Source organism: Mobilitalea sibirica (assembly GCF_015999265.1).
GTDB classification, from domain to species: domain Bacteria; phylum Bacillota; class Clostridia; order Lachnospirales; family Lachnospiraceae; genus Mobilitalea; species Mobilitalea sibirica.
Genome location: NZ_JAEAGR010000008.1, coordinates 127,235 through 145,560, shown reverse-complemented (window position 1 = coordinate 145,560; position 18,326 = coordinate 127,235). Strand labels below are relative to the sequence as shown.

Genomic DNA, 18,326 nt, shown 5'->3' with positions numbered 1-18,326 from the left:
ATATTTTCACACGGCATCATGCGATGCTGTATGCTTATGCGGTGTTAGCAGCCGTTTCCAGCTGTTATCCCCCTGTATGAGGCAGGTTACCCACGCGTTACTCACCCGTCCGCCACTAAGTTATTATTAATTCATCCGAAAACTTCATAATAATAACTCCGTTCGACTTGCATGTGTTAGGCACGCCGCCAGCGTTCATCCTGAGCCAGGATCAAACTCTCATGTTTAAGTGTTTGAACCAGTCAGATAAACGTTAGCCTTGATTAATCATTTCTGATTAATCGTTACAACCATTATGGTTGTTCAAGCAATCCTGTTATCTTTACTGTTTTTGTGGTGTATCTGTTATTGATCACTCAATACCAAATACGGTTCGTGACATACCATTACTGATATATCAAATGAAAAATCTTACTTTAGAGCTCATGTGGAACTCTAAATATTTTAGAATTTTCAGGGTTGTTTCACTGTTCAATTATCAAGGTTCATGCTCATTAAAACACCAAGGTTTCAATGTTTTTATCAGCTTTTATTTCACTGCCGACAAGAAATTATTCTATCATACATTCTGTATTATGTCAACCACTTTTTTAAATAATTTTAATTTCTTTATTATCTAAACTCCTTTGTGGTTGCCCCTCATCAGCGGCGGAAGTTAATCTTACTACATCTGTAGAACAAAGTCAAGCATAAATTATATTAATTTTATATCCAATTTATACCATTCTTATTCTTACATCACTTCTTAGGAGTTAGCAACCAAACCTATTGTCATAAGCACTGTTGTTGCTTTCCCCTATCAGAGGTGATGTTTATTGTATCATCTTTTAAAATCAAAGTCAAGGCTAAATTGTTTTAATTTCATATTCAATTTTAAATATTATTTTAGAACATAAAAGGATTATCCCCTCAGGAATAATCCTTTTACCACGATTACTATCTTGCTTCATTTATCTATTACTCAATATGCTATTTCTGCACCAGATGCACTGCAAATCCACCAATCTCTTCATTCAGATATATCGCAACTAATTTATCATTCTTACCATACTTCTTGCTATCTTCATTAAAGGTAAAGCCTTGTGCTTCCAAATGAAAGATTGCTCTTTCGATATAATTCGTCTGGATTGCAATATGTCCTTTTTGTCCCAGATATGGTTGCTTCATAACCTCAATACCGGTACCGGCAAAGATAGAGCTGTTACCTACGTTTTTTGCAAATCCGAAAAGCTTCTCAAAAGAGGTTGCTACTTGATCAGCTTCATTTTCATCTGTCGCATTAATTCCGATATGACGGAGCTCAAAGCCCAGCATCAGCGTTACAGCTTTTTTCGTAAGCTCTGTGATTTTGTCAAATTCTCCGGCTTTAATAAGCTCATCCTTTACCATCCAGCTTCCGCCGCAGGCTATGATCTTAGAAAAATCTAAATAGGAGATAAGATTTTTTTCATTGATTCCCCCGGTAGGCATGAATTTCATATTAACATAAGGGGCTGACATAGCTTTTATCATATTTAAACCACCGGCTGCTTCCGCAGGAAAAAACTTCACTACTTCAAGGCCGAGTTCAATGGCTGCTTCAATATCGGTAGGACTGGAGCATCCTGGAGTAATCGGAATATTTTTATCTACACAATAACGCACTACCTTAGGATTAAGTCCGGGGCTTACGATAAATGTAGCTCCGGCATTGACTGCTAGATCTACCTGTTCGGTTGTCAGCACTGTTCCTGCACCAATTAACATATCAGGAAATGCTTTTCTCATCTGACGTATAGATTCCTCTGCTGCCGCTGTACGAAAGGTAACCTCTGCACAGGGAAGTCCCCCATCACATAAAGCCTTTGCTAAAGGCACTGCATCCTTTGCATCGTCTAATTTAATTACAGGTACAATACCCATTTTCTGAATTTTACTTAATACTTCGTTCATTTCTTTATGCTCCTTTTATATAATGTTTTGATAACTCTCACATATCCGCAGATAATTAGTTATAATAAGCTGTCCTACTACAATTCTATCACTGGCTGTGAATTAACCAGTAAATCAAATACAAAATAACCATCTTTAATATACCTTTGACTATATGTATTTATAGCAGTTTTGTAGCGTTTATGATAAAACCTAATAACAAATTATTATCATAAATCAAACTTAAGATTTCACTGTCCTCAATCATGATAAAGGCCTCTTTCCCAAAGCTCGTGCCGCTAAATACAGTAAGTAGGATGGATAACAGCCATATGATAATGAAACCATGTAATAATCCCGCAAAGAAACCGGTAAATTTATTAATCTGTTTTAAAACAGGCAGTTTACTGATGATATTGAGGGCAAAACTGATAATCCATAGGACAATCAATATAACTACAAATGAAGCACTAAAGGCAATTGCCTTAATAATGATGTCTGTTATATTGGTTACAAGATAATCTTTAAATTCTCCTACCTTCGATTCTTTATTCTCTATAAGATTATCCCTTATGGATTTCGGAAGAAACAAACCTTCTATATAAGTATCTTCCTGTGAGGTCTCGATCTCTTCATTATTCATCTCTAGGGCTTGTTCTACTTTTTCTCTTACTTTAGAATATACATTTTCATTATTTTTAAGAATATTGTTGACTGTAGGACTGATGGTAGCAGTTAAAAGGATTGCAAGTATTAAGGAGAACATAGAAAAAACTGTTTTAATAAATCCAACCTTATATCCAATCAATGCATTTACCGCAATAAAACCCACAACAAAGATTAATAGCCAATTCATATAAAAATCCTCCCATATCCGGAACTTCCGCCTTCATCTAAACGTTACCGTTATTTGATACCTTACTATAGATATATTACATCACTCATTTTTATTCCAATAATTGAATTGATGATATTTCATCTGGATGAATCAAAAAATATCGGTCTAACTGATTAATTGGAAAAAAGCCTTCTATATTACTTTCAAAGGTATACTCGAATTTTGTACTGCCGTCGGTTTTTAATACAAGACATGACAATGTATCGTATAGTATGATTTCATCTCCTGTAAGATAAATCGTATGATATTTAAAATCTATCTTCTTGTTAAGTGTTTTTTCTCCTTTTAAATCATACAAAATGATCTGCTGATCGGACGTATTATTGCCGGCTAAGACTAAACCTGCATACATCGTATTGTAAAGTATACTCTTTATTTCAGTTTCATAAGTCTCTTCGATGATTAATTCCGGTTTTTCCTTCATGGAATATAACATGATTCCATCCTCTTTAAAAGCGGCAACCGTATTATTATCTAAAAAGCTTACTCTTGGCACGACGATACCCTCGTAGCTATATCCGCCTACAAAACCATCTGTATGACTTTTTCCTACTTCACCAAAATTATAAAACGATACCGTACTGATCAGTTCTCCGCTATTTATCGTAAGGTATGATACAACTAGCTTTTTACCATCTTCTGACAATGAGATATCCATAGGATAGCCTTCTTTTTTAAAGTCAGTTACTTTACCCTCGATTAACTCTCTTCCATCTTTGCTATATAAAGATAAGTAGTTGATTTCTCCCTCTTCCATTAAAACAGCAACCACTCCTTGGGAAGCCACCTCAATCTTAATGATATCATGTAGGGTTTTTATCGGTCCTACTTCTCCCTTTTCATTATATATATGTATTGCTTTGTTTCCTCTGTCTGCTATCGCAACGTATTTGCCGCTGGAATCCGCAATCGGATCATTCATTTCATAGGCTCCGTTCCAGAGAAGATCACCATCCCTGGCGATTGCCACAGCACCATCCCTACTATAACGGACAACACTGCTGCCGGCTTCCAGATAACCGGCTAAACTATGTACTTCATTTGGTATAGATTTGATCACCTCATAGCTTTGATAGGTTTTGTTATACAGTCTTAGCACATATAGAATTCCAATTACAGCTATGGTGAAGAAAAGAGCGCAGAAAAAAAACATCTTGCCCCTACGATATCTCTTCTTTCTTTTCCCGTATTCTCTTAAAGTTTGTCCTTCGTTACCCTTAGCCATAATTTACTCCTAATCAGAATACTTTACAGTGATTATACCTCATTTATTAATAGATGGCACTATTTTTTTATAAAAAACCGAAAGATAAATATGATAAAAGGGTACAGCTAAATGACATTACCTGAGAAAGGTTTTGCCATTTTGCTATACCCTTACCATAATACGTGACAACTATTAATTACTCTCTACGGTACGATTAATTTTTGACCGGCATAGATCATATTTTCATCTTCAATATTATTTAACTCCATTATCCTTTGTATATAATTAGCAGAATCATATAATTTAAAACTGATTCCCGCCAAGGTGTCACCGCTTACCACCGTATAGTAATTAACTTCCTTTTGAGTTTCTTTCACCGACTCAGAATTCTGTATTGCAGATGCTTGCTCTGCATTGGTTGGAGTACTACTATCTGTAACTTTTTCGCCGGAGGGTGTAGCTTCTGCTTCATCCTCCAAAGGCGTTAAATCTCCCGTAACCACTTCCACATTTAAACTGTCTTCCAAGTCTTCCGTATCAGTTGATGTGGGTATATCTACAACCATCTCATTGTTGTCTGAAGTATAAGAGGTGTCCTTCCTGGCAAAGATAGATTCTACCTCCTGAAGATTCCTTGATAAGGAATCCAAGGTGTCCTGCATATTTCTCATTTGGTCATAGTTATTAAGCATAGCCGCACCAACAATTAAGATAATTACCGCCAACAGAGTGCCTGCGGCATACATTAATCTGGAGATACTTTTACTTTCTGTATCAGCCGGCTTCTTATTCTGTATTATCGTTCGGATATCTCTGGCTACATGATCATCATAGTCCGCTTCTTCACTCCGGGAATTCTTATGTTCAATCATATAGTTTTGCATATCCTCATTTTTTTCATAATAGATGTAATAGCCGTCCTGTTTGTTTAAACGACCACTTTCATATATAAGGAAGGCTTCCTCCTTCTCCATATTGTCAAAGGTAAGTAAGGTCTTGTCCTGTCCTGCAAAATTATCAATATGTGCTTTTAAAATTCTTTCCTTATCTTCTAAGTAATAACCCGGTCCCCCCAAAAACCATCCTACTATCTCTACATCCGTAAAGTATTTTTTAATGTTTTCATAAATTGATGTCCAGGTGTCATTGGAAAATATGATATCACTGGCTGTGTCTATTTCCTCAACCTCTATGACACCCGATATAAAAATATTACGGCAATTCTCTGTCTTAACATATTGCCCAACCAGTACCGCCACTTTGCATTTGGAATAGTCCTCACCGGCCAGCTGTTTTGTAAATGTCATTACATAATCTTCAACATATATCTTCTTTGTTGAACTGCTTTTTCCTACCTGACGTATATTCTTTGGCATCTTAAATGCGGTCTGCACTCTTCCTGTACGATTACCTTCACCATTTTCATTACTGTAAACCGTTTCTATCATGTGACCCGCTCCTATTCTATCTTAATACAAATAAAGTCCCCACTTTATAACCGTTAATGATAAATCATATTACCATAGATGAGACAGGCATTTTGTCAAATTCCGTTTTCAGGGCCTCATAAATTATCTTCCTTATCTGACTATAACAGCCCTAAATCGGTTAATTTCCAGAGATACTCACAGTTTCCAATAAAACCATGCTCGAATAAAGCGTTATTTTCGTTTTCGATTCGCAACTTTCTTTGGTTTTCAATGTCTATTTTTAAAGTTTCTGGTAATACTTAACCTAAGATTCATTTCAATAAACTATGGAGGTACTATGAGCATTTTTGTGAAAAGCAAGAATAGAATAACTTATTTTAATTCGTCTGAAAAAAATACTGCCTATGAACTGGGGCGAATGTTATCGGATCTTATGAAGCGTCATGTTCTGTTAAATAAGACAATCATTTTTTTATGCATCGGATCGGACCGGGCAACCGGTGACTGCCTGGGGCCAATCATCGGATATAAACTTTCTAAATATAAAAAGCTGTATAATTATTATGTATACGGCACCCTAGAGGAACCGGTGCATGCAAAGAATCTAAAAAGCACCGTTGACATGATATATCAAGCTCACGAGGATGCTTTTATCATTGCAATCGATGCTTCCTTGGGAAAATCCGATCATATTGGTTATATTACTTTAGGTGAAGGGCCTTTAAAACCCGGAGCAGGCGTTAATAAGGATCTACCTGCAGTCGGAGATATCTATATTACCGGAATTGTGAATTTCTCGGGCCTATTAGACCACATGTTACTTCAAACCACCCGGTTAAATGTGGTCATGTCCTTGGCAGATCAGATCTGCCAGGCAATTAATTATAGTATTTATAATTTAAACTCTTATACTCTACAATAAATTAAATTTTGTTCATGCTTTGCTTATGGAAGGCAATAGCTTCTGATATATTATTTGCACTTCCGGCCTGGATAATATTAATAAGCGAATCCAGTCTGTCGAGTGTCATAAGGTCTTTTCCTATAAATGGTTCATATACACTGGCTATTTTTATGGTTAAGGCCTTTATTCTGTCATCCGCTTTCCCAGCCTCATCACTTACTTGCTTATATTCTTCTTTCAGACCGGATAATTTCTCTTCATATCGGCTCTTGATTTCTGTTGCAATCACCTGACTTGTCGTATTATCAAATAATAACAGGGCTTCTTTTTTCTGATTCGCTATATCCGCCGCCTCCCTGTCTAATCTGTTTAATTCCTCGTCAAAATTCTCTAGTCCGTAAGAGCTCTCATCCCGGTCTTTTAAGATATTTCGTTTAATTACGGCCATTTTTTTATGATTCACACGAATCTGACTTCTAAGACCCTTTACCTGTAGTATCTCCTCGCGGTGTTTTTCTTTGGTACGGTTACCTGTGATCAGATAAATTCCACCAAAGAATAATACCGTTGCGATATAGGTTAAAATCAGGTAGAATATCTTTTCTTCCGGAAGTATGAAAAAATAAATTCCACAGGGAATGATAAATAATGTAATTAATAAAGTTGTAACTATGATAAATAAATCCCCCAATCCCTTTGGATAATAGAGGGCATAATAAAGTCTTGTATTGCACCAGGAAGGGACATGTTTTTGCTTAAAGATCGTTTTGGCATCCAGATTAAGCTGATTATTCTCCTCCCTAAGATCGGCCGTTTCTGCATGAATTCTCTCAGACACCTTGGAGCTTTTTCTTTTATCTCTTTTTTCCTTCGTCTTTCTAATCTTAGCCTTGATTTTATCAATCTGCTTGTCAAAGGTTTCTTCAATTTCCTGCCTGCGGTTTTTCGTGGTATCCAATATCTCATCAGATATGGATTTTTCCATATTACGAATGCTTTTATCCAACTTCTCTTCATCTGACATCAAGGAATCATACTTGGTTTGATTACCATGTAGCTCCAAAAGATTGTCTTTGATTTCATTTAAAACTTCCACACCACCGGATAACAGATTATTACTACCATCCATGAATACTCCCCCTTATTAGGTATTTTTAAACAAGCCCAAATATCAACACAATCCTTTCTATACAAATGATTACCTATATTGAAAGCTAGCGCTAGATATTATTCATTGTGTATTACGGCTTGTCTCTTTATTATAATCGTATTATAATTTTACTCTTTTTTGTTACCCGGGTCAAGCCTAAGAGCTTATTCCGTTATTCATTCGATAGGAGAAGATAGCAGATAAGATAGCTTATATAATGTCCTGGTATGTTTCCTAAAATTGGCTTCTGGATATTCTCCATATGACTCCAGTATTGGGGATAAACTCATTGGGATCTCTTAGGGTTGTTGCCGTAAAATCTGTAACATACATGGCACCGTCCGGTCCAAACTTTACATCTGTTGGTCTTCCTAATCCTCCTTCTAATGGAGTTACAGCAGGAAAACCTGACTTATTAATTGAAAACGTTGATGTCTGACCGGTATTTATATTAATTCTAGAAATTCTATGCCCTATTCCCGTAAGAATTAATTCCCCGGTCTCTTCATACCTGATTGATCCAAACTCTGCTATATAGGCATCACCTACCGGTCCAAATTCAGAGCTATAATTAAAATCAAATCCCATAATATAAGAGTTCGCCGGAAATGATGCCAGCGGTCTCGGCGGCACTGATGGTATATTATAAAGTAATAACTCGGGTTGAGGTCTTCCCTCCGGTGTAAATCTGGGTGCAGATACAGGCATACCTGCTGAAAAATCCGGCCATCCATACCATTGATTCGGCACGAACATGTGAAATTCATCCGGTGCATTCGCAATTGGTCTGCTTCCCCGATTCGTCATTCCTTGGTTTGCTATATATAGATTATTGTTTAAATCAAATTTAATGCAGGAAGGATTTCGAAGTCCCCAAGCAACCAGTTCGAGATCGGAACCGTCAGGATTCGCTCTTAATATACTACCGGAAGCTTCTATCGTTCCCCTTACAACCTCAACCGGTAATAAACTTGGTTCGCCGTATGGACGAAAGGGTCCCGTCATAGCACTCTCAGCCGCCGGAATAAATGCATTTGTCGTTTCATAATTAACTCCTCGAGCTAAAATAAAATCTCCGGGTTGATCATGAAAATATGGGTGTTCAAAGATCCATTGATTATCCAGACCCACGACACCGGAATTTGTTGCCGTCCCCTGTCCAAAATATATCTTTCCCTCCGGTCCAAACGTTACATTATTATTACTAAAGTCTCCAAAGCTTGGTAACCCGCTTATGATATCTTCCCTGGTTCCATCTTCTCGCAATATAGTAATAACGCCTCTATGGGAGACATAGATATCACCATTACGATAATTAATTCCGGTAATCGGAACGTTAAATCCGTCAGCTATAACCTCAAATCTTCCCTCCACAAGAAATAGAACCCTGGGGTTTCCGGTTGAAACACCTGCTTCTGCAACCAGTAAGCCACCCTCCTCCGTAAATACTAATCCAATCGGGGTATCCAGCCCTGTCGCAAAAACTTCTATCTGATAGCCCTGAGGAACATTAACATCTTCCGGATTGAGGTACCTTTCCGTAGGTTCTATTTGCTGTATATACATATGATTGTGCCCGTATAAAAATCTATATTTCATTCATCATTCACCTGAGTATCGATTCCTTATAATATATTCGGGAATTTTTACGTTTATTCAGGTGGTAATAACCGGAAGTATAGCCTGGCTAAGTTGTAATAATAACCATCCACGGTGTTAATAACAATAATTAATAACTAAATACTAGGTATCAATTTACTCTTCCTCTTCCTTAAGAAGGTCTAGCTTAATCAAAACCTCTTTAAATTTCTGTAAATCAATCGGTTTTGCCGCAAAACCCTCGCAACCAATGTCAAAAGCCTGATTTACAAAATCAGTCTCGGATAACGCCGTTGTTATAATTACCTTGGTCCGTTTCTCAGGTAATAGTCCTTTTTGTTTTTCTAAATCTCGTATTGTCTTTAATACCTTAATTCCATCAACCTTTGGCATCATTACATCCAGGCAGATAAGATCATATGGATCTTCTGCCTTAAGGGAATATAAGAATGCATCCAAAGCCTCAAGTCCATCTACAACAATATCACATTCTCCGTATTGCGATAAAAACTTCAATAAAAACTTTCTGCTGATCAAATCATCTTCTGCAATTAAAATCTTCATAATTTACCTTCCTTTCCTATTCAGAAACAATATTTTTATATGTTTGGAAATCCTTTTCAAATGATTTAAATTTTTCTAATGCATCTTCATGATTACTACGCCTAACTGCCAACTCGATTTGAAATGCCTTACTTTTTAATTCGTCAGCTCCTATTTGATTACAAAGATTTTTCAGATCATTTGCCAGCTTCTCTATAAGCTCCAGGTCCATAACCTCAAAACTTATCCAAAGCTCTTTCATCTTATCTTCAATACTTGATACTACTGTATCATGTATTTTATTTTGCTCATAGGATTCCTTATGAATCAATATAATATTTCCTTTCTCATCCACCTGGATACTGCTTACATTAAAATTATTGTTCTGGGGTGCTGCTAATTTGTCAATCTTCTCGAATAGCATCTCCATCTGAATCGGTTTAGCTAGATACTCATCCATACCAAGACTTAAAAACCTTTCCCTGTCCCCCTTAAGAGCATAAGCAGTTAATGCTATGATTGGCGTGTGCTTCGTACTTCCCTCTCTTTCTCTTATCCGTTCTGTTGTCTCTATTCCATCCATATCCGGCATCTGAATATCCATTAATATCAAATCATAGTTTTCTGAACTATGTAGGTTCAGCGCTTCTACTCCGTTCTTTGCTATATCTACAGAATAGTTTTTTTGAGCTAAAATACGGGATATAACGATTTGATTTACGCTGTCGTCCTCAACCAAAAGAATCTTCATGTCATGTCTTAAAGGCTTTTCTATTGGTTTTGATATCGAGACTTTTTCTCTATGCTTCTGTCCTATAGATACTACTAAGGTAAAGTAAAAAGTACTACCCTTCCCTTTTACACTATCAACCCACATAACTCCACCCATTTTCTCAACGAGTTGTTTGGAAATTGCTAATCCAAGACCGTTGCCTCCATACTTTCTGGTGATAGAGCCATCCACTTGACTAAAGGTTTTAAACAGTTTACTTTTATCCCCCTCACTTAGTCCGATTCCGGTATCTCTTATGGCGAACTTAAGCTCAACTTTATCATCAGACATTGCCTTACTTTTAATTAAAACATCAACTTGACCTTCTTCTGTGAATTTAATAGCATTCCCAACCAGATTGTGAAGAACCTGCTTTATTCTATTGGGATCTCCTATTAAATATTTCGGTAAATTAGAGGAGAAGGAATAATTAAAATCTAAACTCTTTTTTTCTGCATAAGGAGCATGGGTTCTAATGATCTCATCTACCAATTCTTTCATATCAAAGTTAATATTGTCAATCAAAAGCTTACCGGCTTCCATTTTTGAAAAATCAAGAATATCACTGATTATTTTCATTAAGGAAGTCGCACAGCTTTTGGCTATATTTAAATTCTCTCTTTGTTCATCTGTTACTTCCGTAAGCAACGTGAGATCAACCATACCAATCATACCGTTAAGCGGTGTTCTGATCTCATGGCTCATATTAGCAAGGAATTCGCTCTTTGCCTTATTTGCCTTCTCAGCTTCCTCTTTCGCCTTAAGTAATTCGATGGAGGCTCTCTTTTTCTCATCAATGTCAGTTATTACCATGGCAAAATATCCTTCTTCCGGCCGGTACATGGCTATAGAAAACCATCTGTGGAATGCATCTATATAAATCTCTTCCATGGACATACTTTCCCCATCTATAATTACTTCTTTATATACATCTTCAAGCTTTTGAAAAGTATGTTTGTTCTGTGGAAACACTTCTGTGTACCGTTTACCAATTACAGAATCTTTTTGTATGCCAAACATACTCTCATAAGCTTCATTAACTAATACAAATTCCAAATCACATATCTTACCATCATCATCAAAGATTGCTTTATGGTATGCAAAACCGCTTTGCATGTTCACAAACAAAGATCGATATCTTCTTTCGCTTTCAATTAACAGTGCTTCTGCTTTCTTTCTTTCTGATATATCACGAGCAATTGATAATATAACCGGCACTTTATTCATTATAAAATAGTGAGAATTTACTTCTACCGGTATTTCATCACCCTGTTTTGTCAGATGTATTGCTTCATATCTGTAATGGCCCATTTCTTTTGCTTTTTTTAGTATTTCCTTGTCTTTCTCAAGAAAACTTTGTCTGTCAATATGATCCGGTGTTAAATTTAGTAGTTCATCCCTGCTATACTTAAGCATTTTACAAGCTATATCATTCACTTCAATTAGTTTTCCGACTTTTAAGCCTTTACTATGAAGAGTATGCAGATAAATTGCATCGGTAGCATTATTAAAAAGCATACGAAAACGCTCTTCACTTTCTCTAAGAGCCTTATCCGCTAGTTTTCGTTCCGTAATATTTCGAATAATGCTGATAAGAATTCTTTCACCCTTTATTAACGCTCCTCGGTAACTGACTTCCACCGGAAAGATAGTGCCGTCCTTACGGTAATGATATGTTTCAAAAAATGCGCCTTCTTCCTCAGCATTTTCAAAAAAATCTTTTGATATTTGATCGGTTGCTCTTATATTCGTTACATTTAGGGAAATAAACTCCTCATAGGCATAGCCATATTCCATGAGAGCCGCCTCATTCACATCTAATATATTCCCGTCTGTATTGACGAATAATATAATATCCCTGGCTTTTTGGGATAAAATCTCATATCTTCTAAGCCCTTCCTCTGCTATTTTTCTGTCATGAATATCAAACCCCATACCAATAAAGCCCTCTATATTTCCATTGATATCATACATGGGCTTATTCACAACGTAGACCCAGCGATAATCACCACTACTATGCTTTATTCTAAACTCACTTTCATAAGAAGAGCGGATCGAGATTGTATAATTAAACTCTTTATAAAACTTGTTTTTATCCTCGGGGCTTAGATATTCTATCCATCCGGTCTCTAAAAGCTTATGTTCTTCTACACCCAGAAAACTAATTAAGTTTTTACTGTAGTATATTCCTTTCCCGTTAATATCCATCTTCCATATCATGGCAGGAAAATCTTCAAAGATTTTTAAGTAGAATTCACTCATTTTACTCAGAGCCAACTCGAATTCCTTGCGTTCCGTAATATCATATACCGCACCAATAAATCCTGAATAATGATTGTCTATATCATTATAGGGTGTACCAATACTAATAACCCAACGATATTGGCCATCAGCCCCCTTTATTCTGTGTTCCATCCGATATTCAGTTCTACTTTCAAACGCATTTTTGATAATCTGATTACAATATGTGACTTCCTCGGGATGGAGTAATTTCGTCCAACCATCACCAAGTCCTTCTTCCAGTGTTAGACCGGTAAACTCAAGATAAGTTTTATTAAGGTAATTATTTCTCCCTTCCGTGTCAGCCCTCCAAATCATGGTTGGAAAATTCTCCATCATTTTCAGACAGGACTCTTTCGAGCGAATTAACTGTTCTTCATGATTCTTCTGATCTGTAATATCATCAATTACCACCATTACATGGTTTTCTTCTGCAATTACGATCGGAACAAAATTAATTTTGTACCAGGGACTCACTTCATTGCCATCGATAACCATTGTTTGTTGAATTATCACATCACTGCAGGGTTCTTCGGATTCAAGCACCTTCTTAATACCTTTCCTTATATCGCACATTTTACATTTTGGTCCTTCACCACAGCCCTTTTCAAGACTATTGATACATCTCAATCCATCACCAAATCTTTGATCGATGATTTCCGACACATCATGGTCTAACATATCTAGAAAGGCTTTGTTGACTTTCCGGATTACGGTATTCTTATCTATCAAAAGCATACCTATCGGAACATTTTCAAATGTAGTCTGAAGGTTGTTTTTTTCAATTCTTAACTGCTCTTCCATCTGCTTTATTCTATTAATATCCCGAAACACTACAACAAAACCCTCTAATTCACCATTTAAATTTTTAATTGGAGAGCAGCTTGCCGATATATATTTAGTTATACCTTTTCTTGTTGTCAGTACTGTATGGTTTTGCAGGCCTACGGTTTTATCTTCTCTATAAGCCTGTTTAATCGGACTTTCCAGCAATTCATCTGTCACTATACTCTTTAAGTAGAAAACCTTATCAAATGCCATACCTACCGCATCGATGTCACTCCAGCCGGTTATATCTTGCGCTGTAGGGTTTATATATGAGATATTCTCAGCTAAGTCCGTAACAATAACACCATCTCCAATACAAGACAGTGTTGCCGCAATCTGTTCATATGCTAGTTTTCTTATTTGTGTCTTCTTTTTTTTCCCCATTTATTCACCTCAGTATCTTAACTACATGGAAATCAACATAAATAACTGGTCTGCTATAGTTATCACCAACATTCTAAGTTATGTAATTGTGGCTTAAGCATATTTTAAGAACCATTTACAGCTTCTCTACCTATCTTAATAACACCGCAACATATTACTTATGAAAGTTTCTAGGACATTATTAATTGTATATCCGAAATCTACTTTAGTATCGATAATAATTCTCGTGGAATATTGGATAAGGATACCTGTCTTTCAACAGCACCCATCTCATATGCTACCTTAGGCATTCCATATACAACGCAGGATTGTCTGTCTTGTCCAAGGGTTTTGGCGCCTTTTTGTCTCATTGATAAAAGTCCTTTTGCTCCATCATAACCCATTCCTGTTAGAATAATTCCGATGGCATTGTGCCCAACTTCCTTTGCTACCGAATCAAATAAAATATCTACAGAAGGACAGTGACCATTGACCCTATCACCGTAAAATGCTTCTACTTTATACTTTTCTCCGACTTTCCGAATTTTGATATGTTGGTCTCCCGGGGCAATGAATACTTTACCTTGCTCTACATAGTCACCGCTTTGAGCTTCCTTACATTTAAGCTGGGTCTGGTTATTCATTCTCTCTGCAAACATACGTGAAAATACAGGCGGTATGTGCTGTACAATTAGTATACCCGGTATTGTTGGTGGGAGTTGATTCAATACGCTAAATATTGCCTCCGTTCCTCCGGTGGATGCTCCTATTGCTATAACACGATTCTGATTAAATTTTATATCTGTTTCAATTGTATTAGGACTCTTGGTGGTTAAGTGCTGTGTTACATTTGCATTAACAGCTATCTTGATTTTAGATATTAGATCATATATAAAGTTCTCAACATTCCTAGGTGCTTGTACATCTGGTTTTGTAACAAAATCAACTGCTCCTGCATTCATCGCATCAAAAACTGCTTCACTTACGGTACTTATTACAATAACAGGGAGAGGATATTGGGGGAGGAGCCGCCTGATAAATTCAATCCCGTTCATCTTAGGCATCTCCACGTCACATGTCATAACATCCGGTTGATATTGTAATATCTTATCCCTTGCATCATATGGATCAACAGCTTTCCCTACAACCTCAATCATAGGATCTGAGGAAATACCTCGAGCGATTACCTCACGAAAAACCAGACTATCATCTACAACTAACACTCTGATTCTTTTCCCAGTCATAAATGCACTCCTTTTTATATATTTCTTTGGAAATTTTATATCAATTCGAGATGTTTATATCTTTTGATAAACGGAAGGCATTACATATTTAAACCTTGTTGTTTCCCTATTCAAAGATTCTGAATGACCTATGAAGAGGTACCCTCCATATTCCATATGGTCGTAAAGCTTATTTACCAGTCTTATTTTTGTCTCATTATCAAAGTAAATCATAACATTTCTGCAAAAGATAGTATGAAATGTTTTACGAAAAGGAAACACCTCTTCCATAAGATTAAACTTTCTATATATTACTTCATTTCTAATCTTATCGATCAGAACCGAATTTTCATTGTTAATTTTATTAAAGTATTTTGCTCTCCAATGAGCTGGTAAAGAAGCAATTCGCTCATTACTATATACAGCGTTTTTTGCTATTTCTAAGACTTTTTCTGAAATGTCTGTTGCTAAAACTTTTGTATCCCACCATATCTTATTCATACCAAAATATTCATCAAGAATCATTGCTAAGGTATAGGGTTCTTCACCGGTTGACGATGCAGCACACCAAATACGAAGATCTTTATCCTTAACCGTAGATGTAAGGTATGGAAGAACATTGTCTTTAAAGTAATAAAAATGATTCGCTTCTCGCATAAAAAACGTATGATTGGTAGTGATTTTATCCATTAATGTAGTAACTGCTTCTCCGGTTTTATCACTAACCACATAATTATAATAATCCGTAAAATTTTTAAACCCTGCTTGTATAAGTACATTATGTAATCTTCCTGTTACCAGTGCCATTTTTTCTATCTTTAAATGTATCCCGTAATTTATCTTAATATATTCTGATAACTGTTTAAACTCTTTTTCCGTAATAGTAATCATATGTGTCTCCTACCTTATATCTACACTCTTATTAGGCTGGGGCAAAGGGAGACCCTTCACCCCAATTTACAAAATAATAATTAAAAATTAGATTATTATAGTAGTATTCATGTACTCATTAATATTTTCCAAACTCTGAATCGCTTAGTTTAATCTGCTTTGATTTTTCTTTCATCCCATCCAACATACGAATAACCTCCGGATTAACCGCTTTCGTTTCATTATAGGAATGTATATTATTAGATGTTTTTCTGATATTGAATCTTGAAACCTGTTGCTTTAGCATCTCAGCCTGACTGGAAAGCTCTTCACTGGCAGCGGCACTTTCTTCGGAAGTTGCTGAATTTGTCTGTACCACTTCAGAAACCTGCATAATTCCTTGATTAACCTGTGCAATTCCGGTTGCCTGTTCATTAGAGGCTGTAGCGATATCTCCAACCAAAGTAGCAACTTTCGATATTCCGTCCACAATTTTGTTTAATGCATCTGCTGTCTCGTTAGCAATTTTAGTGCCACCTTCTACTTTTTTAATGGAGCCTTCGATCATTTCCGTAGTTTCCTTTGCGGCATTCGCAGATCTTGCTGCCAGGTTTCTAACCTCTTCTGCAACAACCGCAAATCCTTTTCCATGTTGACCTGCTCTCGCTGCTTCTACTGCTGCATTCAGTGCCAGTATATTGGTTTGGAAAGCAATTTCATCAATAACTTTTATAATCTTTGATATGTTGCTTGAGGAATCGTTAATCTCATCCATAGCTTTAAGCATATCATTCATTTGGTTGTTCCCTTTCTCTGCATTTGATTTGGCATCTTCAGCTAATCCATTGGCTTTATTCGCACTTTCGGCATTCTTTTTTGTCTGAGTTGAAATCTCCTCCAAAGATGCTGTTAATTGTTCCACAGAGCTTGCCTGCTCGGTTGCTCCTTGCGATAGCGCCATACTAGAATCAGCTACTTGCTTTGAGCCGGAGGCCACTTGTTCCGCAGCGTTATTAATGTTTGACATTACTTCATTTAAGTTATCTATCATTCTCGTAAATGCTGCTGCCAGAAGGCCAACTTCATCCTTTGAATGAATATCAACGACTACATTTAAATCTCCGTCTGCTATCTTTTGAGCAATACCGGACAGCTTTGTAACAGGCTTTCCAATAATGCGTGCTATTAATATACCAAGGCTAATGGCAATCAGCATGGCTACAATTACGATTGTTGTCATAGTTACTACCGCTGTGTTTGCTATCCTCGTATTGTTTTCAGATTGTGTCTTTGCATCATCTACCTTAAGTTCAACAAGTTTGTCAATTGCAGCCTGCTCCGCATCAGCAGAGATGTGCATCTCTTTGTTAATAAACTCGAAGGCTTCTGTATCTTTATTTTCTAGAGTAAGTTCTAATAACTTATCTAGATGAGAGCGAAAATCAATTCTTGTTTTCATGAATTCATCAAATGCTTCCTGCATCTCATTTGTTAATATTTTCTGTTGGAATTCTTCCGATATAACATTCATTTCTGCAATAATCTCTTCGATTGTCTGATATCTGGCACGTACTTGTTCCGGGTCGCCTTCCAATATCATATTTCTTGTATTCACTCGCACTCGTTGAAAAAGTGTTGCCAATTTAGCCGAATCTGACAACGGAACAGTCATGTTGGTGTACAATATCGTATCATTATGATCTATTGTTTTGATATTAATAATACCAACTATACCTACTGCCCCTGCAATAATAGCAACCAAAATAAAACTAGCAATTAATTTGGCTCCAATTTTCATATTATTAAACCATTTCATACCCGAATCCTCCTCTTATTGTATATTATTTAAGCTATCCACTTCATCTTCTGTTAAAAGTTTTTCACAATCAAGCAATAATTTAACATCATTTCCTGTTTTACCAATTCCCTTTATGTATTTGTTATTCCCCTTACCAACCTCCGGAGGAACAACGATTTCTGTCTCCGGAATGGATAGTACCTCGGATACACTATCGATAATCAGCCCGATAGAAACCTCTTTAATATCTATGACAATCACGCAGGTCCTGTCATTATATTCTCTAAATGGTTTTTTAAACCGCAACCTAACATCCATAACCGGAATAATCTTACCCCTTAAGTTAATGATGCCTTTAATATACTCCGGAAGTTCAGGTACTTCTGTTATCGGCTGTATCCCTATGATTTCTGTCACATGTTTTATCTCTATTCCATAGGATTCACTGCCTAATGCAAAGGTTAGAAACCTACCTTTCTGGGTATCTTCCTCTTGCTCATATAATTCTTGCATTACTGATTCAGCCATGGTTTAGCTCCTTTCTGTTATA

13 protein-coding genes and 1 rRNA gene are annotated in these 18,326 nt (G+C 36.5%); 1 reads left to right on the top strand and 13 read right to left on the bottom strand.

The features are described from left to right. The 5 genes from I5677_RS09485 to I5677_RS09465 all read right to left on the bottom strand — a co-directional run. Window positions 1–227 (bottom strand): 16S ribosomal RNA (locus I5677_RS09485); the annotation flags it as partial. A 742-nt stretch (window positions 228–969) separates the two neighbouring features. Next, the gene (locus I5677_RS09480) at window positions 970–1,932 is read right to left on the bottom strand and encodes a bifunctional 4-hydroxy-2-oxoglutarate aldolase/2-dehydro-3-deoxy-phosphogluconate aldolase (protein WP_197661344.1); all 963 of its coding nucleotides are present in this window, start codon (window positions 1,930–1,932) and stop codon (window positions 970–972) included. A 160-nt stretch (window positions 1,933–2,092) separates the two neighbouring features. Beyond that, window positions 2,093–2,767, bottom strand: a complete 675-nt coding sequence (locus I5677_RS09475; protein WP_197661343.1) for a CvpA family protein — start codon at window positions 2,765–2,767, stop codon at window positions 2,093–2,095. A 91-nt stretch (window positions 2,768–2,858) separates the two neighbouring features. Beyond that, window positions 2,859–4,034: a DUF5711 family protein gene (locus tag I5677_RS09470; RefSeq protein WP_197661342.1), complete on the bottom strand. Its 1,176-nt coding sequence runs from the start codon at window positions 4,032–4,034 to the stop codon at window positions 2,859–2,861. A gap of 185 nt (window positions 4,035–4,219) precedes the next feature. Continuing rightward, on the bottom strand, window positions 4,220–5,464 hold the full coding sequence (locus tag I5677_RS09465) for a LysM peptidoglycan-binding domain-containing protein (RefSeq protein ID WP_197661341.1): 1,245 nt from the start codon (window positions 5,462–5,464) through the stop codon (window positions 4,220–4,222). Window positions 5,465–5,783: 319 nt separating this feature from the next. Between I5677_RS09465 and yyaC the strand changes: the two genes are divergently transcribed. Beyond that, window positions 5,784–6,368, top strand: coding sequence for a spore protease YyaC (yyaC, locus tag I5677_RS09460; protein WP_197661340.1), 585 nt, complete (start codon window positions 5,784–5,786; stop codon window positions 6,366–6,368). A gap of 1 nt (window position 6,369) precedes the next feature. Here the strand turns inward: yyaC and I5677_RS09455 are convergent, their stop codons facing one another. From I5677_RS09455 to I5677_RS09420, 8 genes are all read right to left on the bottom strand, one after another. Beyond that, on the bottom strand, window positions 6,370–7,479 hold the full coding sequence (locus I5677_RS09455; RefSeq protein WP_197661339.1) for a hypothetical protein: 1,110 nt from the start codon (window positions 7,477–7,479) through the stop codon (window positions 6,370–6,372). 255 nt (window positions 7,480–7,734) lie between these two features. Further along, window positions 7,735–9,099, bottom strand: a complete 1,365-nt coding sequence (locus I5677_RS09450) for a PQQ-dependent sugar dehydrogenase (protein WP_243456549.1) — start codon at window positions 9,097–9,099, stop codon at window positions 7,735–7,737. Window positions 9,100–9,255: 156 nt separating this feature from the next. Further along, window positions 9,256–9,663 (bottom strand): response regulator, encoded by a 408-nt coding sequence (locus I5677_RS09445; RefSeq protein ID WP_197661338.1) that lies wholly within the window; start codon window positions 9,661–9,663, stop codon window positions 9,256–9,258. A gap of 16 nt (window positions 9,664–9,679) precedes the next feature. After that, complete coding sequence (locus I5677_RS09440) at window positions 9,680–13,906, bottom strand: PAS domain-containing hybrid sensor histidine kinase/response regulator (RefSeq protein WP_197661337.1); 4,227 nt, start codon at window positions 13,904–13,906, stop codon at window positions 9,680–9,682. A gap of 200 nt (window positions 13,907–14,106) precedes the next feature. Continuing rightward, window positions 14,107–15,129 (bottom strand): protein-glutamate methylesterase/protein-glutamine glutaminase, encoded by a 1,023-nt coding sequence (locus I5677_RS09435; RefSeq protein WP_197661336.1) that lies wholly within the window; start codon window positions 15,127–15,129, stop codon window positions 14,107–14,109. A 54-nt stretch (window positions 15,130–15,183) separates the two neighbouring features. Then, a complete protein-coding gene (locus tag I5677_RS09430) occupies window positions 15,184–15,999 on the bottom strand; it encodes a CheR family methyltransferase (RefSeq protein WP_197661335.1) in 816 nt (271 codons plus the stop codon). A gap of 118 nt (window positions 16,000–16,117) precedes the next feature. Beyond that, window positions 16,118–17,794: a methyl-accepting chemotaxis protein gene (locus tag I5677_RS09425; protein WP_197661334.1), complete on the bottom strand. Its 1,677-nt coding sequence runs from the start codon at window positions 17,792–17,794 to the stop codon at window positions 16,118–16,120. 15 nt (window positions 17,795–17,809) lie between these two features. Continuing rightward, window positions 17,810–18,304, bottom strand: coding sequence for a chemotaxis protein CheW (locus I5677_RS09420; RefSeq protein ID WP_197661333.1), 495 nt, complete (start codon window positions 18,302–18,304; stop codon window positions 17,810–17,812). Window positions 18,305–18,326 lie beyond the last annotated feature (22 nt).

Excerpts from the sequence above, each read along its gene's own strand:
- I5677_RS09425 (WP_197661334.1), bottom strand. The coding sequence starts at position 17,794 with ATGAAATGGTTTAATAATATGAAAATTGGAGCCAAATTAATTGCTAGT.
- I5677_RS09455 (WP_197661339.1), bottom strand. The coding sequence starts at position 7,479 with ATGGATGGTAGTAATAATCTGTTATCCGGTGGTGTGGAAGTTTTAAAT.
- I5677_RS09430 (WP_197661335.1), bottom strand. The coding sequence starts at position 15,999 with ATGATTACTATTACGGAAAAAGAGTTTAAACAGTTATCAGAATATATT.
- I5677_RS09465 (WP_197661341.1), bottom strand. The coding sequence starts at position 5,464 with ATGATAGAAACGGTTTACAGTAATGAAAATGGTGAAGGTAATCGTACA.
- I5677_RS09440 (WP_197661337.1), bottom strand. The coding sequence starts at position 13,906 with ATGGGGAAAAAAAAGAAGACACAAATAAGAAAACTAGCATATGAACAG.
- I5677_RS09435 (WP_197661336.1), bottom strand. The coding sequence starts at position 15,129 with ATGACTGGGAAAAGAATCAGAGTGTTAGTTGTAGATGATAGTCTGGTT.
- I5677_RS09480 (WP_197661344.1), bottom strand. The coding sequence starts at position 1,932 with ATGAACGAAGTATTAAGTAAAATTCAGAAAATGGGTATTGTACCTGTA.
- I5677_RS09475 (WP_197661343.1), bottom strand. The coding sequence starts at position 2,767 with ATGAATTGGCTATTAATCTTTGTTGTGGGTTTTATTGCGGTAAATGCA.
- yyaC (WP_197661340.1), top strand. The coding sequence starts at position 5,784 with ATGAGCATTTTTGTGAAAAGCAAGAATAGAATAACTTATTTTAATTCG.
- I5677_RS09445 (WP_197661338.1), bottom strand. The coding sequence starts at position 9,663 with ATGAAGATTTTAATTGCAGAAGATGATTTGATCAGCAGAAAGTTTTTA.
- I5677_RS09420 (WP_197661333.1), bottom strand. The coding sequence starts at position 18,304 with ATGGCTGAATCAGTAATGCAAGAATTATATGAGCAAGAGGAAGATACC.
- I5677_RS09450 (WP_243456549.1), bottom strand. The coding sequence starts at position 9,099 with ATGAAATATAGATTTTTATACGGGCACAATCATATGTATATACAGCAA.
- I5677_RS09470 (WP_197661342.1), bottom strand. The coding sequence starts at position 4,034 with ATGGCTAAGGGTAACGAAGGACAAACTTTAAGAGAATACGGGAAAAGA.